This is a genomic window from Natronospira bacteriovora, assembly GCF_030848495.1.
Classification (GTDB): domain Bacteria; phylum Pseudomonadota; class Gammaproteobacteria; order Natronospirales; family Natronospiraceae; genus Natronospira; species Natronospira bacteriovora.
On the sequence record NZ_JAVDDT010000002.1, the window covers coordinates 313,505 to 331,773 of the forward strand.

14 protein-coding genes and 2 tRNA genes are annotated in these 18,269 nt (G+C 61.8%); 7 read left to right on the forward strand and 9 right to left on the reverse strand.

Annotated elements, in window-relative coordinates; translation table 11 throughout:
- Positions 1-9: 9 nt before the first annotated feature.
- The 4 genes from RBH19_RS04255 to RBH19_RS04270 form a co-directional block, all read right to left on the reverse strand.
- A complete protein-coding gene (locus RBH19_RS04255; RefSeq protein ID WP_306727576.1) occupies positions 10-825 on the reverse strand; it encodes an outer membrane lipoprotein-sorting protein in 816 nt (271 codons plus the stop codon).
- A gap of 43 nt (positions 826-868) precedes the next feature.
- Positions 869-3,469: an efflux RND transporter permease subunit gene (locus RBH19_RS04260; protein ID WP_306727577.1), complete on the reverse strand. Its 2,601-nt coding sequence runs from the start codon at positions 3,467-3,469 to the stop codon at positions 869-871.
- A 275-nt stretch (positions 3,470-3,744) separates the two neighbouring features.
- On the reverse strand, positions 3,745-4,638 hold the full coding sequence (locus RBH19_RS04265) for an MBL fold metallo-hydrolase (protein ID WP_306727578.1): 894 nt from the start codon (positions 4,636-4,638) through the stop codon (positions 3,745-3,747).
- Between the two features lie 173 nt (positions 4,639-4,811).
- On the reverse strand, positions 4,812-5,201 hold the full coding sequence (locus tag RBH19_RS04270) for an HPF/RaiA family ribosome-associated protein (protein ID WP_306727579.1): 390 nt from the start codon (positions 5,199-5,201) through the stop codon (positions 4,812-4,814).
- A 160-nt stretch (positions 5,202-5,361) separates the two neighbouring features.
- Between RBH19_RS04270 and gltX the strand changes: the two genes are divergently transcribed.
- The 3 genes from gltX (at position 5,362) to RBH19_RS04285 (ending at position 7,077) form a co-directional block, all read left to right on the forward strand.
- Entirely contained in the window at positions 5,362-6,774 is a 1,413-nt protein-coding gene (gene gltX, locus RBH19_RS04275; protein WP_306727580.1) for a glutamate--tRNA ligase, read from the forward strand.
- Positions 6,775-6,885: 111 nt separating this feature from the next.
- Positions 6,886-6,961 (forward strand) — tRNA-Ala (locus RBH19_RS04280).
- Positions 6,962-7,001: 40 nt separating this feature from the next.
- Positions 7,002-7,077 (forward strand) — tRNA-Glu (locus tag RBH19_RS04285).
- A 112-nt stretch (positions 7,078-7,189) separates the two neighbouring features.
- Here RBH19_RS04285 and RBH19_RS04290 read toward each other — a convergent pair.
- Positions 7,190-7,828: a hypothetical protein gene (locus RBH19_RS04290; RefSeq protein WP_306727581.1), complete on the reverse strand. Its 639-nt coding sequence runs from the start codon at positions 7,826-7,828 to the stop codon at positions 7,190-7,192.
- Positions 7,825-9,237, reverse strand: a complete 1,413-nt coding sequence (locus RBH19_RS04295; RefSeq protein WP_306727582.1) for a hypothetical protein — start codon at positions 9,235-9,237, stop codon at positions 7,825-7,827. The genes RBH19_RS04290 and RBH19_RS04295 overlap by 4 nt, the downstream gene beginning before the upstream one ends.
- Before the next feature lie 389 nt (positions 9,238-9,626).
- Here RBH19_RS04295 and RBH19_RS04300 point away from each other — a divergent pair, with 389 nt between their 5' ends.
- The 3 genes from RBH19_RS04300 (at position 9,627) to RBH19_RS04310 (ending at position 14,776) form a co-directional block, all read left to right on the forward strand.
- Positions 9,627-10,862 (forward strand): cyclic di-GMP phosphodiesterase, encoded by a 1,236-nt coding sequence (locus tag RBH19_RS04300; RefSeq protein ID WP_306727583.1) that lies wholly within the window; start codon positions 9,627-9,629, stop codon positions 10,860-10,862.
- Between the two features lie 279 nt (positions 10,863-11,141).
- Positions 11,142-12,206, forward strand: coding sequence for a ParM/StbA family protein (locus RBH19_RS04305; protein ID WP_306727584.1), 1,065 nt, complete (start codon positions 11,142-11,144; stop codon positions 12,204-12,206).
- A 218-nt stretch (positions 12,207-12,424) separates the two neighbouring features.
- Positions 12,425-14,776, forward strand: coding sequence for an N-acetylmuramoyl-L-alanine amidase (locus tag RBH19_RS04310; RefSeq protein ID WP_306727585.1), 2,352 nt, complete (start codon positions 12,425-12,427; stop codon positions 14,774-14,776).
- A gap of 76 nt (positions 14,777-14,852) precedes the next feature.
- On the opposite strand, the gene RBH19_RS04315 is transcribed toward RBH19_RS04310, so the two are convergent.
- From RBH19_RS04315 to RBH19_RS04325, 3 genes are all read right to left on the reverse strand, one after another.
- A complete protein-coding gene (locus tag RBH19_RS04315) occupies positions 14,853-15,554 on the reverse strand; it encodes a class I SAM-dependent methyltransferase (protein ID WP_306727586.1) in 702 nt (233 codons plus the stop codon).
- A 140-nt stretch (positions 15,555-15,694) separates the two neighbouring features.
- Complete coding sequence (locus tag RBH19_RS04320) at positions 15,695-16,672, reverse strand: glutathione S-transferase family protein (RefSeq protein ID WP_306727587.1); 978 nt, start codon at positions 16,670-16,672, stop codon at positions 15,695-15,697.
- A 130-nt stretch (positions 16,673-16,802) separates the two neighbouring features.
- A complete protein-coding gene (locus tag RBH19_RS04325; RefSeq protein ID WP_445353962.1) occupies positions 16,803-17,216 on the reverse strand; it encodes a DoxX family protein in 414 nt (137 codons plus the stop codon).
- Between the two features lie 112 nt (positions 17,217-17,328).
- On the opposite strand from RBH19_RS04325, the gene RBH19_RS04330 reads away from it, so the two are divergent.
- Positions 17,329-18,219: a LysR family transcriptional regulator gene (locus tag RBH19_RS04330; protein ID WP_306727589.1), complete on the forward strand. Its 891-nt coding sequence runs from the start codon at positions 17,329-17,331 to the stop codon at positions 18,217-18,219.
- Positions 18,220-18,269 lie beyond the last annotated feature (50 nt).

The following is an 18,269-nucleotide window of genomic DNA, read 5'->3' on the forward strand; positions in this document are numbered from 1 at the left end:
TCACTTGCCTTACTGCCGCTGCAGCCATTGGCGCGGCGGGTTGCGCAGAGAGCGCTCGCTGAACACCGATTCCGGGATGCCGATGTCATAGGCGCTGAAGCGGAACTCCACCAGGGTGTGCCCGCCGCTGGCCAGGTCTTCCATGCGCATGCGGGTGCCGGTGGGGTAGCCGTCGATTTCCTCTACTTCCTCGATGGTCATGCGGCGATAAACCGTGCCGTTTTCGTCCATGTACTCGCTCTTCATGGGCAGGTAGGTATCGCGATCGATCCAGGTATCAAAATGGGCAAACTCCGCACTGCCCGGAACCTTCGGAGTGCTGCGTACAACGAAGTACTCATCCGTCGTCTCAATCAGCTCATGCTCATCGTCTTGCAGATGCCGGCCGGAGACATCCTCGTAGTACACATGGGAGCCCACGAAGCTGGTGCGCTTGTCGCCGGGTGCAATGCGGCGAACTAGGTCCAGGCCGGGCAGATAGAGCCAGCGGTTGTCGTCGGCACCCGGATTCTTTTCCACGAGAAAGACCGTGCCGCGCACATCCGATGGGCGACTGAATACCACCAGGTAATGTTGGCGGCCTTCCTCGCCATTCTTGCGGAGCAGGGTGAACTGACGTACTTGCTCGCGGCCACGACTGTCAATGATTCGCATGCGGGCCTCGGCACGCCCGTCAGCACCCGCGTAGAAGGAGGCCTGGTTTGCTCTTTCCACGATATCCATGGCGGAGGGGGGTTCTGCCATGCCCTTTCCAATGCCACTGATGGCCAGGCCCGCGCTCAGAAAGGCGGCAGTCCACAGTTTTTTGAGGGGTCTGTTCTTCATTTCATCTCTCCTTCGGGCAATACGGCCCGGATTCAATGCAGGTTCATTGTTCGCTGGCATTCACTTCCTGCCTGGCTTGCTGGCCGAAGAACAGGCCCGGTGCCGTTCGCAGGATGGCCGGCAGCATCAGCAGAGTGACAATGGCCGACAGCGCCATGATGCTGGCCAGGAAGATGCCAACCGTGATGTAGGGCACCAGAGCGGCGGCCAGCAGGGGCAGGAAGCCCAGGGAGATCACCACGGCATTGCGGGTAATGGCCCGGGCAGGTTCACCGAAGACATAGTCCATGGCCTGCTGCCAGCTCCCGGTCTCATCAAATGCGCCTCGCATGCGCTGGATGAAGTGGATAGCGAAGTCCACCGACAGGCCGAGGCTGAGTGAGGACAGTACCGCTACCGGCATGTCGTAGGACTTGCCGATCAGGCCCATGACGCCATAGATCAGGGCAATGGTCAGCGTCAGGGGCAGCACGGCGAGGATGCCGAACAGCAGGGAGCGGAACAGGACAATCATCATCAGAAGAACGATGGCGAAGGCTGAGAGCAGGGCCAGCAACATGCCTTCCACCATTTCGTTCTGCCAGACCAGATTGACGTAGGTGGAGCCACCCCAGCTGAGTTCGACACCATCGGGCAGCGGATTCTTGCCGGTGTAGCGTTCCACGGCATCCACTACCCGCTGCATATCCTGGTTGTCACCACTGGGCAACTGCAGCCAGATATTGGCCGAACGGTAGTCCTGGCTGACGAAGTGCCACAGGTCGTGTGGCCGGTGGGAGCCCTGGAAGCTCAGGATGGCCTGGGCCACACCCGCCGGGCTATCGGGAATGCGGTAATCCTCATCCTGGCCACTGACCAGTTCACGATTGATGGTGCGAACCAGGTCCGCCAGGGAGTTGGATTTGCCCACATGGCCGTTGTCTTCCAGCCAGGCCTGCAGTTCAGCCATGTAATGCAGGCCGTCCGGCGTCTGGAAGTAGAGGGCTTCGCTGCGTACCGACTCGGCTTCGTCCAGCAGGGCCTCCCAGTAATCGAGCTCCGCCGCCGGGGCATCGAAGAGCAGGTCGTCCAGGGCAAACATCAGGTTGTCCAGCGTTGCACCGGGGTCGTCCTCGCGGGCGTCTTCCAGCAGCTGTTGCCATTGATCATCGAGTGACAGACCGGCCTCACGGGCGTCCTCGAGCAGTGGCTGGGCGCGTTCCTGAAGGCTCTGCTCCAGATCCGCGGCCGCGGACTGCTCAAGGACGATGTAGGCCTCGTAGGTGCCGGCGAAATGATGATTGAGCACGGCATCTGCCACCCGGATGCGGTGATCCTGCTTGAACCAGCGGGTCGGGTTGTCGTTGATCTGAATCTGGGTGATACCGAAGACGGCGACAGCCAGCAGGGCCGCGAAACTTACCAGAAGCGGGCGCGCGTGGCGGGTGGCGAAGCGGCCAGTGGCCGACATGAATTCACAGAGCTTGCAGTCGGCGCCCTTGCCTTCACGCTCATGCTTTTTCACCCGCGCCACCATGCGATCCACCGTGCTCTGGGGCAGGGCAGCGATGAAGGCGGGCAGGAAGGTCAGTGTCAGCAGCATGGCAAACAGTACGCCGACGGCTACAAAGGCACCGAAGACCTGAACCGGCGGGATCGGCGTCAGCATCAATGACGCGAAGCCCACGGTGGTGGTCAGGGCCGTAAAGATGACTGGTTTGTAAAGGCTCTGGATGACCTCTTCCATGGTGGCCTGGGTGTCGGCGCCCGCGCTGCAGCGGTCGGTGAAACCCGAAAGCACATGGATGGACGCCACCACGGCGATGGGCATCAGGAAGATGGGGATCATGGAGCTCATGATGTGAACGGTGTAGCCCAGACCGATGAGCAGGCCCATGGTGGAGATCACCGTGGCCATGGCCAGCAGCATGGGAGCCACGACCAGCGGAACGCTGCGGAAGAAATACAGCATGATCAGGAAGATCAGGATTCCCGCCAGGGGCGCGGAAATGGCCATCTGCTGGAACATCTCGACCCCGAAGGTATCCTGCGCCACCGGCTGCCCGGTGATGTGGAATTCGTCACCACTTTCCAATGTGTCGATAATGGCCTGGATTTCCGTGGCAATTCGGTGGCTTTCGTTCTTGTCCACGATGGGAACATAGACGCCCGCCGCCCGGCCGTCCTCGGAAACCAGCGTGCCGTAGAACATGGGCAGGCGCTCGACAGCCTTGCGAATGGCGTCCGCCTCGGCCTGATTGGCCGGCGGCGTGTCCATCATCCAGTCGAAGCTGAGGGTGCCTGGCGTCACCTGCTCCACATTGTCCACGGTGGCCAGGGAGAGCATGTCTCGGCTGATGACCCCGTCAATGCCTTCGATGCCTGCTGACAGCCGATGGAGGGCGGTGAGGGAGTCTGGATTGAAGATTCCCTGAGGGTGATCGGTATTGACGATGCCCACCACGATCATGTCGTAGAGATCGAACAGATCCTTGATGCGATTGTGTTCGACCCGGTCCGGCTGCTCCGCCGAGAGCATGTTTTCGGGGTCCGTATCGATGCTGATACGGGGGATCATCAGCCCCATGACCAGGGTGATCACGGCGGTCAGTCCGAAGACCCACCACCGGTATTTCATGCTGAATCGGGCAATCAGGCGTCCCATGCTGTTTCTCCCATTAACACTAAATTAGAATCTGCTAATAAATATAGGGTCAGTTTCAGTTCCCGTCAAGGCCCGGGCCGGTCATTCATGGGCAGATCGAGCCCGTGTTTCCGCTGCCACCACATGACGCCTCCTGGGCCGATCAGGGATGTGCCGCGTTCTGGCACGATCCGGCTCCGGCTTTCCCCAGCCTGCGCTCAGGTGGCCAGGAAGGTAATGACCGTGGTCATCACCTTCCGGAAACCCGTCGGGTGCTTGCGTGGCTCTGGAGAGGGTCAGTCGTGTCCACTGCGTGGCCCGGGCGCCTTGCCCAGCCGGTTCAGCGGTACCTTCAGGTAACTGACACCATTGTCCTCGGCCGGTGGCAGCTTGCCGGCACGCATGTTGATCTGTACCGAGGGAATGATCAGTCGGGGCATGGGCAGGGTGGCATCCCGTTCATTCCTCAGCCGGACATAGTCCTCCCGGCTTCTGTCCTGGCCGACATGAATGTTGCGTGCCCGTTGTTCGGCCACGGTGGTTTCGCATTGCACTTCGCGGCCGCCAGGTGCGTAGTCATGACACATGAACAGGCGGGTTTCCGGTGGCAGGGCGAGCAGTTTCTGGATGGAATCGTAGAGCATGCCCGCATCGCCGCCGGGGAAGTCGGCCCGGGCGCTGCCCCCATCCGGCATGAACAGGGTGTCACCGACGAAAACGGCATCCCCGATTCGGAAACTGTTGCTGTCCGAGGTGTGGCCGGGGGTATGGATGACCTCGATATCAAGGCCGGCGGTTCTGAACACTTCACCATCTTGGAGCAGGTGATCGAACTCCGCGCCTTGCGGCTGATAGGGGTTTGGCAGGTTGAACACCTTGGTGAAATGCGATTGCACTTGCTGGATACCATCACCGATGGCAATCCGTGCGTCCAGCTCCCTGGCCAGGTAGGGGGCGGCGGAGAGGTGATCGGCGTGGGCATGGGTTTCGAGAATCCAGTCCACGGCGAGGTGTTCTTCGCGCAGAAAATCCAGGATTTGATCGGCCGATTCCGTCCAGGTTCGCGCCGCTTTGTAGTCGAAATCCAGCACGGGGTCGATCACCACGGCTTCATGGCCTGCGGGTGCACGCACCACGTAGGAGAAGGTGCCGGTGTCTTCGTGAAAGAAGGGGGTGACTTGCGGGCGCATGGTTTCGGCTCCTGTTAAATATTAGATAACACTAATATGAAGGTTTGCCGACCATCTGTCAATGGGTTTTCGCTGGATCAAAGGGCTTTTGCTGCTTTGGCCAGGGCCGAGCGGCCGGGTCGGGGCGGGCCGAGGGCGCCCGCATGCTGGCGGCATGGGGCGCCCGATCCAGATCATTCGTCGCGGATGGCGTCGGCCTCGGCCCTTCCGGGTTTGGCACCGCGGCCTTTCTTCAAATCTTTCTGCTTGTCCAGATAGGCGCGCAGGCGCTTCTCGGCCACCTTGAAGGTGCGGGTGAGCGCCTGGTGGGCGTCCTCGACCTTCTTGTCCGCCTCGTTCTGGGTGTGGTGCACGGCCAGTTCATGGCCGGGTACCCGCATGTCAATGCGGACTTCGTAGAGGTCGCCGGCCCCTTCGGTGCGGTGGGCGGCTTCGATGTAGACCCGGCAGGATTGCAGGGGCGGGCAGGCCTGTTCCAGCTTCTGGGCAGCTTCGCGGGCCCGTTCTTCCAGGGCATCGGAGTGGTCCATGTTGTGGAAATGAACCTCGAGGGGAAGTTGCATGATGCCTCCTTGGTATTGGGGTGGTCGGCCGGGTTGGCGCGGTGCGCCCTTTCGACCCGTCCTGTCTCTTACCATGGGGTGAATGAGGGGCAAGTTCAAGCTGCCGGAGTGGGGCGCTTGTCTGCTAAAATGCCCCCTTTTTGTCCGCTGGAGGATTGGCATGACCATTCGCACCCGGTTCGCACCCAGCCCGACCGGTTTTCTGCATATCGGCGGCGCCCGCACGGCGTTGTTCTGCTGGCTGCATGCCCGCAAGCACCAGGGCAAGTTCGTCCTGCGTATCGAAGATACCGACCGGGAGCGATCCACCGAGGAATCGGTGCAGGCCATTCTGGATGGCATGGAATGGATGGGTCTGGATTATGACGAAGGCCCCTTCTACCAGACCCAGCGATTTGATCGTTACAAGGAGCTGATCGACAAGCTGCTGGAAGAAGGCAAGGCCTACCGCTGCTATTGCACCCGGGAAGAACTGGACGAGATGCGTGAGGCCCAGCGTGCGCGCAAGGAAAAGCCCCGTTATGACGGTCGCTGCCGTGAGCGCACCGAGCCCCGCGAGGGGGTCGAGCCGGTGATTCGTTTCCGCAATCCCCAGGAAGGGGCGGTCATCTTCGACGACCAGGTTCGAGGCACCGTGACCTTCAACAACAGCGAGCTGGATGATCTGATCATTGCCCGCTCCGATGGTACCCCCACCTACAACTTCACGGTGGTGGTGGATGACATGGATATGAAGATCACCCATGTCATTCGCGGTGATGATCACCTGAACAACACTCCGCGCCAGATCAACATGATCAAGGCCCTGGGTGGTGAGCCGCCGGTTTACGCCCATGTGCCGATGATCCTGGGTGCGGATGGTGCGCGGCTCTCCAAGCGGCACGGTGCGGTCAGTGTGCTGCAGTATCGGGAACAGGGGTATCTGCCTGAAGCGCTGATCAATTACCTGGTTCGTCTTGGGTGGTCTCATGGGGATCAGGAGATCTTCAGCCGGGAGGAAATGGTCGAGCACTTCGAGATTGAAGACGTGAATCGCTCGGCATCGACCTTCAACCCGGAGAAGCTGCTGTGGCTGAACCAGCATTACATCAAGTCCAGCGAACCGGCCCGGGTGGCGGTCGCCCTCAAGCCCCTGCTGCAGGCCCGCGGCTGCGAGGTGGAAGAGGGGCCGATGCTGGAAGCCATCGTGCGTTCCCAGCAGGAGCGGGCCAAGACGCTGGTGGAAATGGCGGACAACAGCCTGTTCTTCTATCGTGAGTTTGACGAGTTCGACGAGAAGGCGGCGAAGAAGAATCTTCGTCCTGTGGCTGAAGCACCGCTCAAGGCCGTGCGTGACGAGCTGGCCGCCCTGGATGACTGGCAGCCGGAAAAGATTCATGCGCTTGTGAATGCGGTTGCCGAAGCCCAGGAGCTCAAGCTTGGCAAGGTTGCCCAGCCCATTCGTGTCGCGGTGTCCGGTGGGCCGGTATCACCGCCCATTGATGAAACCCTGTCCCTGCTTGGCAAGGAAACCACACTGGCGCGTATTGATCGTGCACTGGCCTTCATTGCCGAACGCGTGGCGTCCGAGTAAAAAAATCGGGGTGGCCGGGTGACAGGCGCTTGACAGCCCCGCCCGGCTACTGCAAAATGCGCGCCTCGTTGAGAGCGGTTGTTCGCAACGGCTGGCAACGCAAGAATTTTCGGGGCCATAGCTCAGCTGGGAGAGCGCCTGCATGGCATGCAGGAGGTCGGCGGTTCGATCCCGCCTGGCTCCACCAAACAAAAGCTAGGCCTGCAGAAGTTATTGAAGGTTTCTGCGTCCCCATCGTCTAGAGGCCTAGGACACCGCCCTTTCACGGCGGCGACCGGGGTTCGAATCCCCGTGGGGACGCCACTCTAAAAACACCGGCCATCTGGCCGGTGTTTTTTTTTTGCCGGGAATTGGCAAATCGCTGGGATGAGGGCACTTGGGTCAGTCGCCGAGGCTCTTTCGGGCGCAGGCTGGATCAGCGGCAAGCGGGGAGACGGTTTGCCAGCGATGTGGTCATGATTCTCCCCGCGCCCATGTAATACAGGTACTCGGTCCAGAGCGTGACTGCATGCGGATTGCTGCTTTCCGGTACCAGCAGGAAGGCCGTCCAGCGGCTGCCAGCCAGCCGATCCTCCGGGAGGTCGCCCAGAGCAGGCAGGCCGGCTGCCTCCGGATTCAGTGCCAGGTAGAGGCAGCGGGTGCCGCTACTGCGGCGGAAACGATCGGCGACCAGCGGCAGGGCAAGCTCCAGGTTCACCCACTGATCCTCCCCGGATACCGCCAGGTGGTGGCGTAGCTGGCGCAACTGCCGGGTGGCGGCGAGAGGGCGGTCGGGAAGATCCAGATGGGCCAGTACCTCGTCGTTCCCGTCACCGGGGCGCGTTCCGAGCAGCAGGCGGTCACCCGGCTGGCGTGCCTGCAGATAGTGCCGCTCAAGTTGTTCCAGTTGATCCGCATGTCGGTGGCCAGGCAGGCTGGCGTGGTCGATGACCAGGGCAGTCAGTGGGGCCGCGTCGTGTCGGGGTGTCTCCGGGCTGCCTTCGCAAGCCGCAAGCTGTGCGGCAACCACGACCAGGACCGTAATCATGACGTGACGCGCGTGGCGGTGATTCATTCCTCGCCTCCACCCAGCGATGGCTCGCGCCGACGGAATCGGCGCTCCAGGCTCAGGGGAATGACAATCAGAAGGTCGTAGACATAGGCCAGCAGGTGTCCGGTGCTGGAGACCAGGCGGGCCAACAGCCGGAACACGATGGTGAGCATGCCGGCCAGCCAGCTCCCAGACAGCAGCAGCACAATGCGTGCGGTCTGGAAGAAGGACTCCACCGCCGGTATGAGTACCACGAAAGTCAGCGGCAGCACGAAGCCCATGATCATTTGCGCCAGCGACGGTACCCAGCGCAATTCCGGGCTGCCCCGGGAAATGCCGTCTTCCAGTTCACGGGCCAGCCATTCGGCTTCCAGATGAATGCTGTCCCGGAGCAGGGCGAGGCTGGCTTCGCTGGCCGCCAGCATTACCAGCAGCAGGCTGGATACCAGCAGCAGACCCTGGCGCGCCCGGCTGCCCAGGCGGCTTATGCTCGCGATCATTCGAGTCAGTCCGGCACTGTCGGCGACCAGGGTGGCCATGGCCAGTTGGGCCAGGACCAGCACCACGGCAATCAGGGCGGCTGCGGCGAAGGGGCCGATGGTGGCTGTGGAGCCGACCACTTCCTGCAGGGGGCTGGCCGCTAGGTGGTAGTTCACCAGCGCAACCAGCACCGTGATGCCGGCCAGGGTGGCGCCCACGAACAAGTGCAGCGCCAGCCAGCTGCGCAGGCGAGCAGTCAGCGAGCGGCGCTGGTTCTGGACGGTTTCGAATCGACGAATGCTGCGGTCGCTGCGATTCAGGCGGCCTGACAGGCGCTCCAGGCCGTCACCCAGGGTTTCCAGATGACGTTCGATGCGAGACCAGCGAGGCCGCAGGCGGGTCAGGGTCTGGTTGGCCTCCTGGGCCTGGCGCCCGTGTTCGTGGGCCAGCTCCTTGCCAACCCGTTCGATGCTGGTGCGAATTGAAGCCAGGGTTTCCTTCAATGCCGGGTCGGCACCCTGCTCGATGCTGGAAACCCGCTCCACCAGTTCTCCCCAGGTGGATGGCGGTGGCGGCATTTCGGGGGCTTCCTGGTAGTCCCGTTCAATCTGGCGGATGTCCTCACTCAGGGCATCACTGATGTCCGGAAAGTGTTTCAGCAGACGGTCGACCTCGGCCCGGAGTGCGGTGATCTCCCGGCTGGCCAGGCGAGCCTGATGATCGGCAACCAGGATCAGCGTGGCGCGGCGGGCACCCCGATCCAGCTGACGTGACCACAGCTGAAGGGCACGTGTGGCGACGCGCAGCCAGGCCGCGATGGCGCGGCTGGCCCCGATCAGGATCTCGTGGGCGGTGTTTCGTGCCAGGAACAGCAGCAGCATGGCGACCACGATGAGGACGGCGATGTCGATCCACCAGGCGCCGCTCACGGGGAACTGCTCGGAGATGGGCATTGTGCTTCCCTTTGTTGCCTTCTTGTGTCGCGGGACGGAGTTGGCTTTCCATCTGGCGTTCGCATCCCAGTTTAGCAGCCCGGCAGGATGTGACGACCCTCCCGGCGTCGGCCATGGCCCGGGTGATGGATTTGATTAATATCAAGCCAAGGTGGTCGGTTGCCAGGCGGGTTGATCCCGCTGGTCGGCAAAACTGCACCGGTGGGGATGAACACGGGGTAGCGGTATCAAGGCGAGGCAGTGGCGGCCGATACCCATGCTATACTCCTTGCGAACTTCCGCCTGACCGATTCCCAGGCCAGGTTTGCAGGATTCCCGGGGGGGGTGCGTCCGACAGGTTTCGCGAGCCGATCGCGGATTGACGCGCTTTGCGTCTGGAGAAAACTGGTATGAAATGCAAACTTCGGGTAACGGACGTCTCAACCGGCATGTATGTGGCCGAGCTGGATCGCCCCTGGCTGGAATCCCCCTTCCTGTTCCAGGGGTTCGTGGTCGAGTCCCGTCGCGAACTTGCCCAGCTGCGGGAAACCTGTCAGTACGTCTATGTGAATCCGGAGCGTTCCCGCTCCGACCTCCAGTCGAAGATTCGCCGCCTTGCCGTTCTTGATCGGGGCGAGGGCGCCGCCGCCCATGCTGCGGAACCCCCGGCCGAGCACCGTTTTCGTGCCTTCAAGCGTGAGCTGGCCCGGGCGCTGGATATCCGTGAAAAGACCCGGCAGTACCTGGACGTGCTGATGGACGATGCCCGCCTGGGCAAGCATGTGAGCATTCAGGGCGTGCACACCGTGGTCACCGAAATGCTCGACACCATCCTCATCAATCCGGCAGCCACCCTGTGGCTGATTCAGTTGCGGGACAAGGACGAGCACACGGCCCTGCACAGCATCAATACTTCGGTGCTGAGCATGATTTTCGCCCGCCACGAGGGCATGAATCGTGAAGACATCGAGACCATCGGCATGGGGGCGCTATTGCATGATATCGGCAAGGTGCGCATGCCCAAGTCGGTGCTCATGAAGGATGGCCCTCTGGATCGGGAAGAATGGGACATGATGCGCTCTCACGCCGAGCAGGGCCATCGCATGCTCAATCAGTCCGGCGGCGTGTCCGAGCAGGTCAAGACCATCGTGCTCCAGCACCACGAGCGTCTGGATGGCAGTGGTTATCCCCAGCATCTGCACGACAATCAGATCGATCGCATGGCCCTGATGGTGGGGCTGGTGGATGCCTATGACGCCATGACCGGTGACTGGCCCAATTCGCCGCCCATTTCCCCCCACAAGGCCCTTGCCAGCCTGCGCAAGACCGCCGGGGCCCAGTTCGGCGTGGAGCTGATCGAGCGCTTCATTCGCTGCATGGGTGTTTACCCCATCGGCACCGTCGTTCGTCTGACCACCGGTGCCAAGGGCATCGTGGTGTCCCACAACCGCGCCAGTCGCCTCAAGCCGGTCCTGATGATGGTGGAAGACCCGCGCGGGGAACCCTATCGCAAGCGCCCGCTGGTGGATCTGGCTTCGCAGAAGGGTGAGTCCGCGGGCAACTGGCAGATTCAGCAGGCTCTGGATCCGCATGATTTCGGTGATGAACGTCTGCGCTCGATCACGGCAGCGGAATCACTGATCTGATACAGAGCCTTCCTGGAACCGGGTGGATACCTTTCGCCCGTCCGTACAGCCCGCAACCCGGGTTGAACGGGCGGGCTTTCTCCATTTTCAGGGCGCTCGCCATGGAGGCGACAGACCGGGAGCGGGGGCAATGAAAGGGATTCGGCATTCAATGTCACTCGTTTCCGGCCAATCCATTGATCAGGGCTTCCCAAACTGCTAAAACTACAGAGGTAATGTGTCGGGGCCCCGGACAAGGCCCCCGAGTCACCCAAACTAGCGAGCCAAGGGGGTTACGCAGTGGAACGATGCATCGGTCTCGACCTTGGTTACGGTTTCGTCAAAGTCTTTGATGGCCGTGACAGCCATTCCTTCCCCTCGGTGGTGGGCGAAGGCGGATCTGGTACACCCATGTCCCTCGGCTTTCGCAAGCCGCGCGTGACAGAGGATCTGCGTGTCACCGTCGGCGGGAAGTCCTATTTCCTCGGGGATCTGGCCATTCGCCATTCCCGCATTGCCCATCGCGGTCTGTCCGCCACCCGCACCGAGGGCAATGACATCAAGATCCTGTTCCTCGGTGCACTGAGCCTCTATTGCACCGATCCCATGAACAGTTTCTACGTGGTCACTGGCCTGCCACCGGGGCGCATGCACATGGCGCATGAACTGGTAAACCTGATGCGTGGCGATCACCAGATCGTGCGTGAAATCGGCGGCAACCGCTTTGACTGCAACGTTCGTCTGGACAACATCGAAGTGGTGCCTCAGCCGGTGGGTACTTTCTGGTCCGAAGTGCTGGACCAGCAGGCCCGAATCCAGACGGACTCCCCGCTCATGAAAGGCCGTGTCGGCATCATCGACATCGGCTTCCGTACCAGCGACCTGTCCACCATCATTGATGGTGACTACGCCCCGGCCTTTACCCGCACCGTGCCGATCGGCATTTCCGTGGGTTACGACGGCATTTCTTCCGCCTTGGCCACCCAATATGGCCTGGAATGTGAAACCCACACGCTGGATGAGGCGGTGATCAACGGCAGCATCAACGTTTCAGGGCGGGAAGTGGACATTACCGGCCTGCGTGACCAGGTCTTTGGTGAAGTGGCCACCAAGCTGCTGGTGGAAATCCGCTCCCTGTGGCAGGTTGCCGGCTATGACCACGTCCTGCTCACCGGTGGTGGCGGTCAGGTGCTCGAGAAGTACCTGAAAGAGCATATCCCGCAGCTGCGCCTGGTGGACGAGCCGGTTACGGCCAATGCCCGTGGCTACTATCGTTGGGCCTACCACAATCTGCAGGGCAATCAGACGGCGGGTGAGGCCGAGCCCGCGGCCCGTGAACGAACCGCCGACGCGGAAAACTGGTAAGGCCTGGGGCGGTTTCGCCCGACCAGGCAAGCAAGTAGCGCCGGCCCTGATCTGATCAGGGCCGGTTTTTTTGTGCCTCACCAAATGGCACCGAAAAACGGGATTTCCATCCCGAAACTGTGACGACGTTCACGGCAATGACCCCTGTCTGGCAGTGAGACTGAAAGTGCCTTGCCCGTGGGCAAGGCATGAAGTCTCGACAAGCTGAGGGGGAAATCATGCAAGAACGTAAATATTGGCAAGGGGCGAGAACGCTCGCCGCCACCCTGGCGCTGGCTGCCTTGCTGCCAGCAACCCAGGCGGCAGCTCAATCCACTGCTGAATTTCCAGGTGAGGCCGCGGCCTCGGAGATCATGGACTTTCGCAGCATGCACGGCCTGGCTTTTGAAGATCGGGCCGCCTTGCTGTCTCTGAGCTGGGACGAGCGGGGTATTCAGCCTGGTGGCCGTGAACCGGTTTCCAGAGTCATCTCGCAGGCCATTGCCGTGCCACTCGAGGAGGCCCGGCCTTTTCTGGCCGTCGCGCCGGTTCTTGCGGGGCGTTTCCCGGCCCACAGCCTGGTCGAAGTGGAGATTCGCGGCTCCAGTGATGGTGTCGCCTGGGGTGAATGGTTTGACGCCAGCCATCATGGCCACGGGGATGATGATCCGGGTCATGAGTTGATGCGGGCCATGCCGGGTCTGCCCGGAGTGGGCGATGAGTCCCTGCCCGGCGAGCTGGTGTTCTTCGATGCTGATACGCGCTTCGTCCAGTATCGACTGAGTCTGATTCGGGATTTTCACGGCACGGCCCCCATCGTTGGCGAGCTGGCGCTGCATTTCATCAGCCCTGGTGAAACCCGCGGCGAGCTGGAGACGCAAAGCCTGCCGGATCAGCGCCCGGCGACGGCGGCTCCCCAGGCGGCCATGCCGAACTATGTTCCGCGCAGCAGCTGGGGCAACCTGTCCAACACGGGGTGGCTGTCGCTGGCCAGTGTCAGTCAGCTGGTGGTACACCACACGGTGTCGCCCAACAGTTCCAACGATTGGGCAGCCACAGTGCGCAGTTTCTACAACTACCATGTGCATACCCTGGGCTGGGCCGACATCGGCTATAACTGGCTGGTCGCGCCCAATGGCGCGATCTTCCAGGGCCGTGCCCACCGTCCGGATGGTAATACCAATGTCAGGGGTGCTCATGCGGCCGGTCATAACAGCTACACCATGGGGCTGGCCTATATCGGGACCTACACCAGCGTGAACCCAACTTCAGCGGCGGTGGAGAGCGGTGCCCGGGTGCTGGCCTGGAAGGCGGCCGAGCGTGGCATCAGCACGTCGCTGATTCGTGGTCACCGGGATTACGGTTCCACGGCCTGCCCCGGAAACATGTTGTACAACCGCCTGTTCGATACCCTGCGGCCCCGAGTGCAGCAGATTCTGGATGGCGACAGTGCGCCCGAGCCGGAGCCACCCTTCGACACCCTCTGGCACCGGGCCGATGCCGTCAACGCCAACCCCTGGTACTTCGGCAATAACGCCCAGCGTGGCCTTGCCTTCGGTGGCGACCGGATTTATGTGGTCAGCCGTCATTCGGAGCAGTGGGGGCCCCACGTGATGGTGCATTCCGCGGCGGATGGCAGTGGTCTGGGGAATGGGGGCGCCAGCCTGGATACCAGTGGCATCGCTGGCGGTACCCTGGTGCTGAATGCCATTGACAGCGACGCTTCGGGCCGGCCGCTGGCTGCCAACCTGGTGACCGATCTGAGCCAGCAGCGTTTCCGCGCCTATTACTGGCCGGATGATGCCAGCGAGCCGCTGCGTGTGGTGGATTTCAGTGGCCAGTCGGCCCATCGTCTCGGAGATCACATTGCCGTGCGGGGTTCCGTGGTGGATGGCACGGCAGAGATCTGGGCACCGGCCAGCGGTGTGCCGGTCATCTATCGCTGGACCATGAATGGTGATGGTTTCAATCATTGGCCGCAGGCCATCCATCTTTCCGATGGCGTGGTTGGCACCTCGGCCGCTGTGGCACCGCTCGAAAATGGTCGCTTCCTGTGGAACGCCACGGGCCAGCATCTGCGCCTGTATGAAGGCAATGGCGCGCTGTTGGGCACCGTGCCGGGTGGCATCGTGGCTCGTGATAGCAATGCCGTGCGCCTGCTTGGCCGTGACGGTGATGATCTCTGGGCCGCGGTCTATCAATTCGGCAGCAGCAACGAGAACGCCCGCATCGTTCGCATTCCCGAGAGCAATCCAGCCGGGGCCGGTTCCCTGGGCGTGACCACATCGCTGGCGGCCAATAGCAACCCCAATGCCAGTGGTGACATCGCCGTGCGTCGCAATCAGGGCAGCGTGGATGTTTTCGTCCTGGCAAGTAATAACGGTCTGGGCGCCTATCGCTTTGCTCAGCTGGATCTCAGCTCAGCCCAGGATGACGCGCCAAGGCATGAGGAGGTCGATGCCGTTGAGCCGGCTGGACACGCGCCGCGTGAGCCGATCTCGGTAGCGCCACCCATTGCCACACCGGTGGATGCCGCTTCAGGCGGCGTTGAGCATTCCCCGGCGCTGATGGATCTGGAGTTGAATCAGTAAGGGAACGCTGACGCCGAAAGGAAAAAGCCCGGACCAATGGTCCGGGCTTTTTTTATTAGGTTCCTTAGTAGGGCGGCTAGCTGGTGGTGAGCTGCTCTGCTTGCCGATCGGCCTGTGGTGAACGGCTGGTTTCGCTGTTCGCGGTATCGGGTGCATTGTGTCCGGCGGCGCGAAAATGCACCAGCTTCCAGTAGCCGAAAAGGTTGGCGCGCTGAATGCCAATGCGCTCGAAGCCCTCGGGCTCGGGCAGCTCGGAAAGGTCCATGCTGGGGCGGAAGCCTACGAAGCGGGAGAGTGGGCTGAGCAGCCATTCGATGCCTCGGAGGATCGGATTTTCGGAGGCGAAGTGATTGATCACCAGCAGGTCGCCACCCGGCTTGCACACCCGGGCCATCTCCGCCATCAGGCGGCCGGGGTTGGGCACCACCGAGGCGACATACATGGCAATGACGGCGTCGAAACTGTTGTCATCGAAGCTGAGATTTTCCGCGTCCATCTCCAGCAGCGCTTCCACATGCTCAAGCTGCCCGGAACGGGCCCGCTCCTGGGCGATGGCCAGCATATCGCTGCTGATGTCGATGCCGACCACCTTCACATCCGGCTGATAATCCGGCAGTGACAGGCCGGTGCCCACACCGACTTCAAGAATCCGCTTTCCGCTCTGTTCCCCCAGGCTATTGATGGCCAGCTGCCGTCCTTGAGCAAAGACTCGTCCGAACAGCCGGTCGTAGTAGCGGGCGTATCGACGATAGGCGGACTTGATTGACGCGGTATCCATGCAGAGCAGATCCCCTGGCAGCCTGAAGTTCCGTCTCGCCCGACCATTCCTGGCGGGAAAGCGGCCTGCGGGCCCCCGGCGGGCCGGGGGCGGCTTCAAGCCTAGACGAAAGCCCTTGTCTCCCGCAAGCGCGCTGTCACTCAGAAGCGGTCGCGGTCGTGGGGTGCTTCCAGATCCAGTTCCGGGCCACGGGGGACGATGCGCGTGGGATTGATGTTGCCGTGGCTGTAATAGTAGTGGCGCTTGATATGGCGCATGTTCACGGTTTCCGCTACCCCAGGCACCTGGTACAGCTCCCGGGTGTAGTTAAGCAGGTTGGGGTAGTCGGCGATTCGCCGCAGATTGGTCTTGAAATGCCCCACGTAGACTGGATCGAAGCGCATCAGGGTGGTGAACAGGCGCCAATCGGCCTCGGTGATCTGCTCGCCCACCAGGTAACGCTGCCGGGACAGGCGCTGTTCCAGCTCATCCAGGGCCCGGAAGAGGGCGTCGAAGGCCTCATCATAGGCGTCCTGGGCGGTGGCAAATCCGCAGCGGTACACGCCGTTGTTGACCTGGTGATAGACCACCTCATTGATGGCATCGATATCCTTGCGCAGGGCTTGCGGATAAAAGTCGGTCTTCACGTCGGTGAAGGCATCGAATTCGCTGTTCAGCATGCGGATGATTTCCGCCGACTCATTGCTCACGATGGTTTCGCGTTGCTTGTCCCACACGACCGGCACGGTGACCCGGCCGGTGTAGTCGGCGGCCGCGCGTGTATAGACCTGGTGCAGGCAGTCGTAGCCGAACAGGGGGTCATGTGTCCCGTCGTTGCGGTCGCCGAACTCCCATCCGTTCTCCAGCATGTCCGGGTCCACCGGTGAGACGGAAATCACGTCTTCCAGCTTCTTCAGTTTGCGGAAGATCAGGGTGCGGTGAGCCCAGGGGCAGGCGTAGGAGACGTAGAGGTGATAGCGATTCGCTTCTGCCTTGAAACCACCCTCGCCATCCGGGCCGGCACGGCCATCCGCGGTGATCCAGTTGCGGAACTGGGCGGATTCGCGCACGAAGCGTCCGCCGTGCTTTTCCGTGTCATACCACTGATCAACCCATTTTCCGTCTACCAGAAGTCCCATGTGAAATTCCCGTGATTGATGGTGAATGTCAGGCGAAGGCCTGCCGTGGCCGGAATCCGGGCCGGCCGTGACTGAAAAGTGCGGGAGGGGCGTGATTGTACGCCCCTCCCGGCCAAGAAGGGGGCAGGTTTCAGCTCAGATTGAAACGATGGCCCAGTGCGAAGTCCTTGACCCCATGCACGAAGACCAGCAGCAGGCCCCCGCTGATGGCCAGATTCTTCAGCAGGTGGTTGGTTTCATTGGCATCACCCAGATCGAAATGGAAAAGGAAGCCGGCCAGCAACGTAAAGGCGGCGAGGGCGGCGGCTGCCCAGCGGGCCTTGATGCCGAGGATCAGTGCCAGTCCACCGAGAACCTCAAGCAGGATCGTCGGCAGCAGCAGGATGCCCGGCACGCCCATGGCTTCCATGTAGCCCTGAGTGGCTTCGTAGCCAAAACCCAGGCCGAAACCCGAGCCGATCTTGCCGATGCCGGCAATCAGAAAAATCAGGCCAAGCAACACGCGCCCGGCCAGGTCGATGACATTGTCTTTCATGTTCGTCACTCCTTGGGTTGCAACGGAATTATCCCGTACATGATCTATTATGAATTGACTAATTAGATAAAAAAGCGGAAATTATGGATGCTTATGTTCGAAAAAATAGAAAGGTAGGAGCGTGAAAACGACCCTCGCGCAATGGCGTGCCCTGCAGGCCGTGGTGGATCACGGCGGATTTGCTCAAGCCGCAGCGGTACTCAATCGCAGCCAATCCTCGGTCAGCTACGCCGTCGGTCGCCTGGAGGAAAGCCTGGGTGTTCGGCTGCTGAAGCTCTCCGGCCGGCGAGCGAGACTGACGGATGCCGGCTCCGCACTGCTGCGGGGCGCTCGTAATCTGCTTTCGGAAGCCCGGGAGCTGGAATCACTGGCTGCGACACTGGCTGAAGGCTGGGAGGCAGAGTTGAGTCTGGCGGTGGATGGCCTGTGCCCGGAACCGCTGCTTTCCAGTGCACTGGAGGATTTCGCCTCCCAGGCGTCGGCGACACGTGTCGAGATTTCCGAAGAAGTATTGTCCGGGGCGTCCGAGGCCATCAGTGAGGGTCGGGTGGATCTGGCCCTGAGCCCGGAGGTCCCCGGTGGCTTTCTGGGAGAACCGATACTGGAGGTGGCCTTTTTGCCGGTCGCTCACCCTGACCATGCCCTGAACGGCCTGAATCGGTCATTGACCAATGATGACCTGCGGCGTGAGCGGCAGATCGTGATTCGGGATTCGGCAAGACAGGGCCGGAGGGATCACGGTTGGCTGGGGGCGCCCCGTCGCTGGACGGTGACCTCGCTGGAGTCGGCTCGGCGGTTGGTGACGCAGGGGCTCGGTTTTGCCTGGCTACCGGCCCCCGTGGTGGCAGCGGATATTGATTCGGGGCGGCTTAGACAGCTGCAGCTGCAGGCGGGTGGCGGCCGTCGCAGCCACCTCTATCTGGTGGTGGCGCGGCCCAATAGCCTGGGGCCGGCCGCGCGGTTGCTGGTGGATTGTCTGCGCACAGCCGCCGCTGACTACGCCGCTCCCTGAAGCAGCGGTTTCCTCATTGTACTGGGTGGCCGGGGCGTATGGCCCCGGCC

Coding starts and splice junctions, on each gene's coding strand:
- RBH19_RS04270 (WP_306727579.1), bottom strand. CDS start 5,201: ATGCAACTTCCCCTCGAGGTTCATTTCCACAACATGGACCACTCCGAT.
- RBH19_RS04260 (WP_306727577.1), bottom strand. CDS start 3,469: ATGGGACGCCTGATTGCCCGATTCAGCATGAAATACCGGTGGTGGGTC.
- RBH19_RS04290 (WP_306727581.1), bottom strand. CDS start 7,828: ATGAATCACCGCCACGCGCGTCACGTCATGATTACGGTCCTGGTCGTG.
- RBH19_RS04315 (WP_306727586.1), bottom strand. CDS start 15,554: ATGGATACCGCGTCAATCAAGTCCGCCTATCGTCGATACGCCCGCTAC.
- RBH19_RS04310 (WP_306727585.1), top strand. CDS start 12,425: ATGCAAGAACGTAAATATTGGCAAGGGGCGAGAACGCTCGCCGCCACC.
- gltX (WP_306727580.1), top strand. CDS start 5,362: ATGACCATTCGCACCCGGTTCGCACCCAGCCCGACCGGTTTTCTGCAT.
- RBH19_RS04265 (WP_306727578.1), bottom strand. CDS start 4,638: ATGCGCCCGCAAGTCACCCCCTTCTTTCACGAAGACACCGGCACCTTC.
- RBH19_RS04255 (WP_306727576.1), bottom strand. CDS start 825: ATGAAGAACAGACCCCTCAAAAAACTGTGGACTGCCGCCTTTCTGAGC.
- RBH19_RS04320 (WP_306727587.1), bottom strand. CDS start 16,672: ATGGGACTTCTGGTAGACGGAAAATGGGTTGATCAGTGGTATGACACG.
- RBH19_RS04300 (WP_306727583.1), top strand. CDS start 9,627: ATGAAATGCAAACTTCGGGTAACGGACGTCTCAACCGGCATGTATGTG.
- RBH19_RS04295 (WP_306727582.1), bottom strand. CDS start 9,237: ATGCCCATCTCCGAGCAGTTCCCCGTGAGCGGCGCCTGGTGGATCGAC.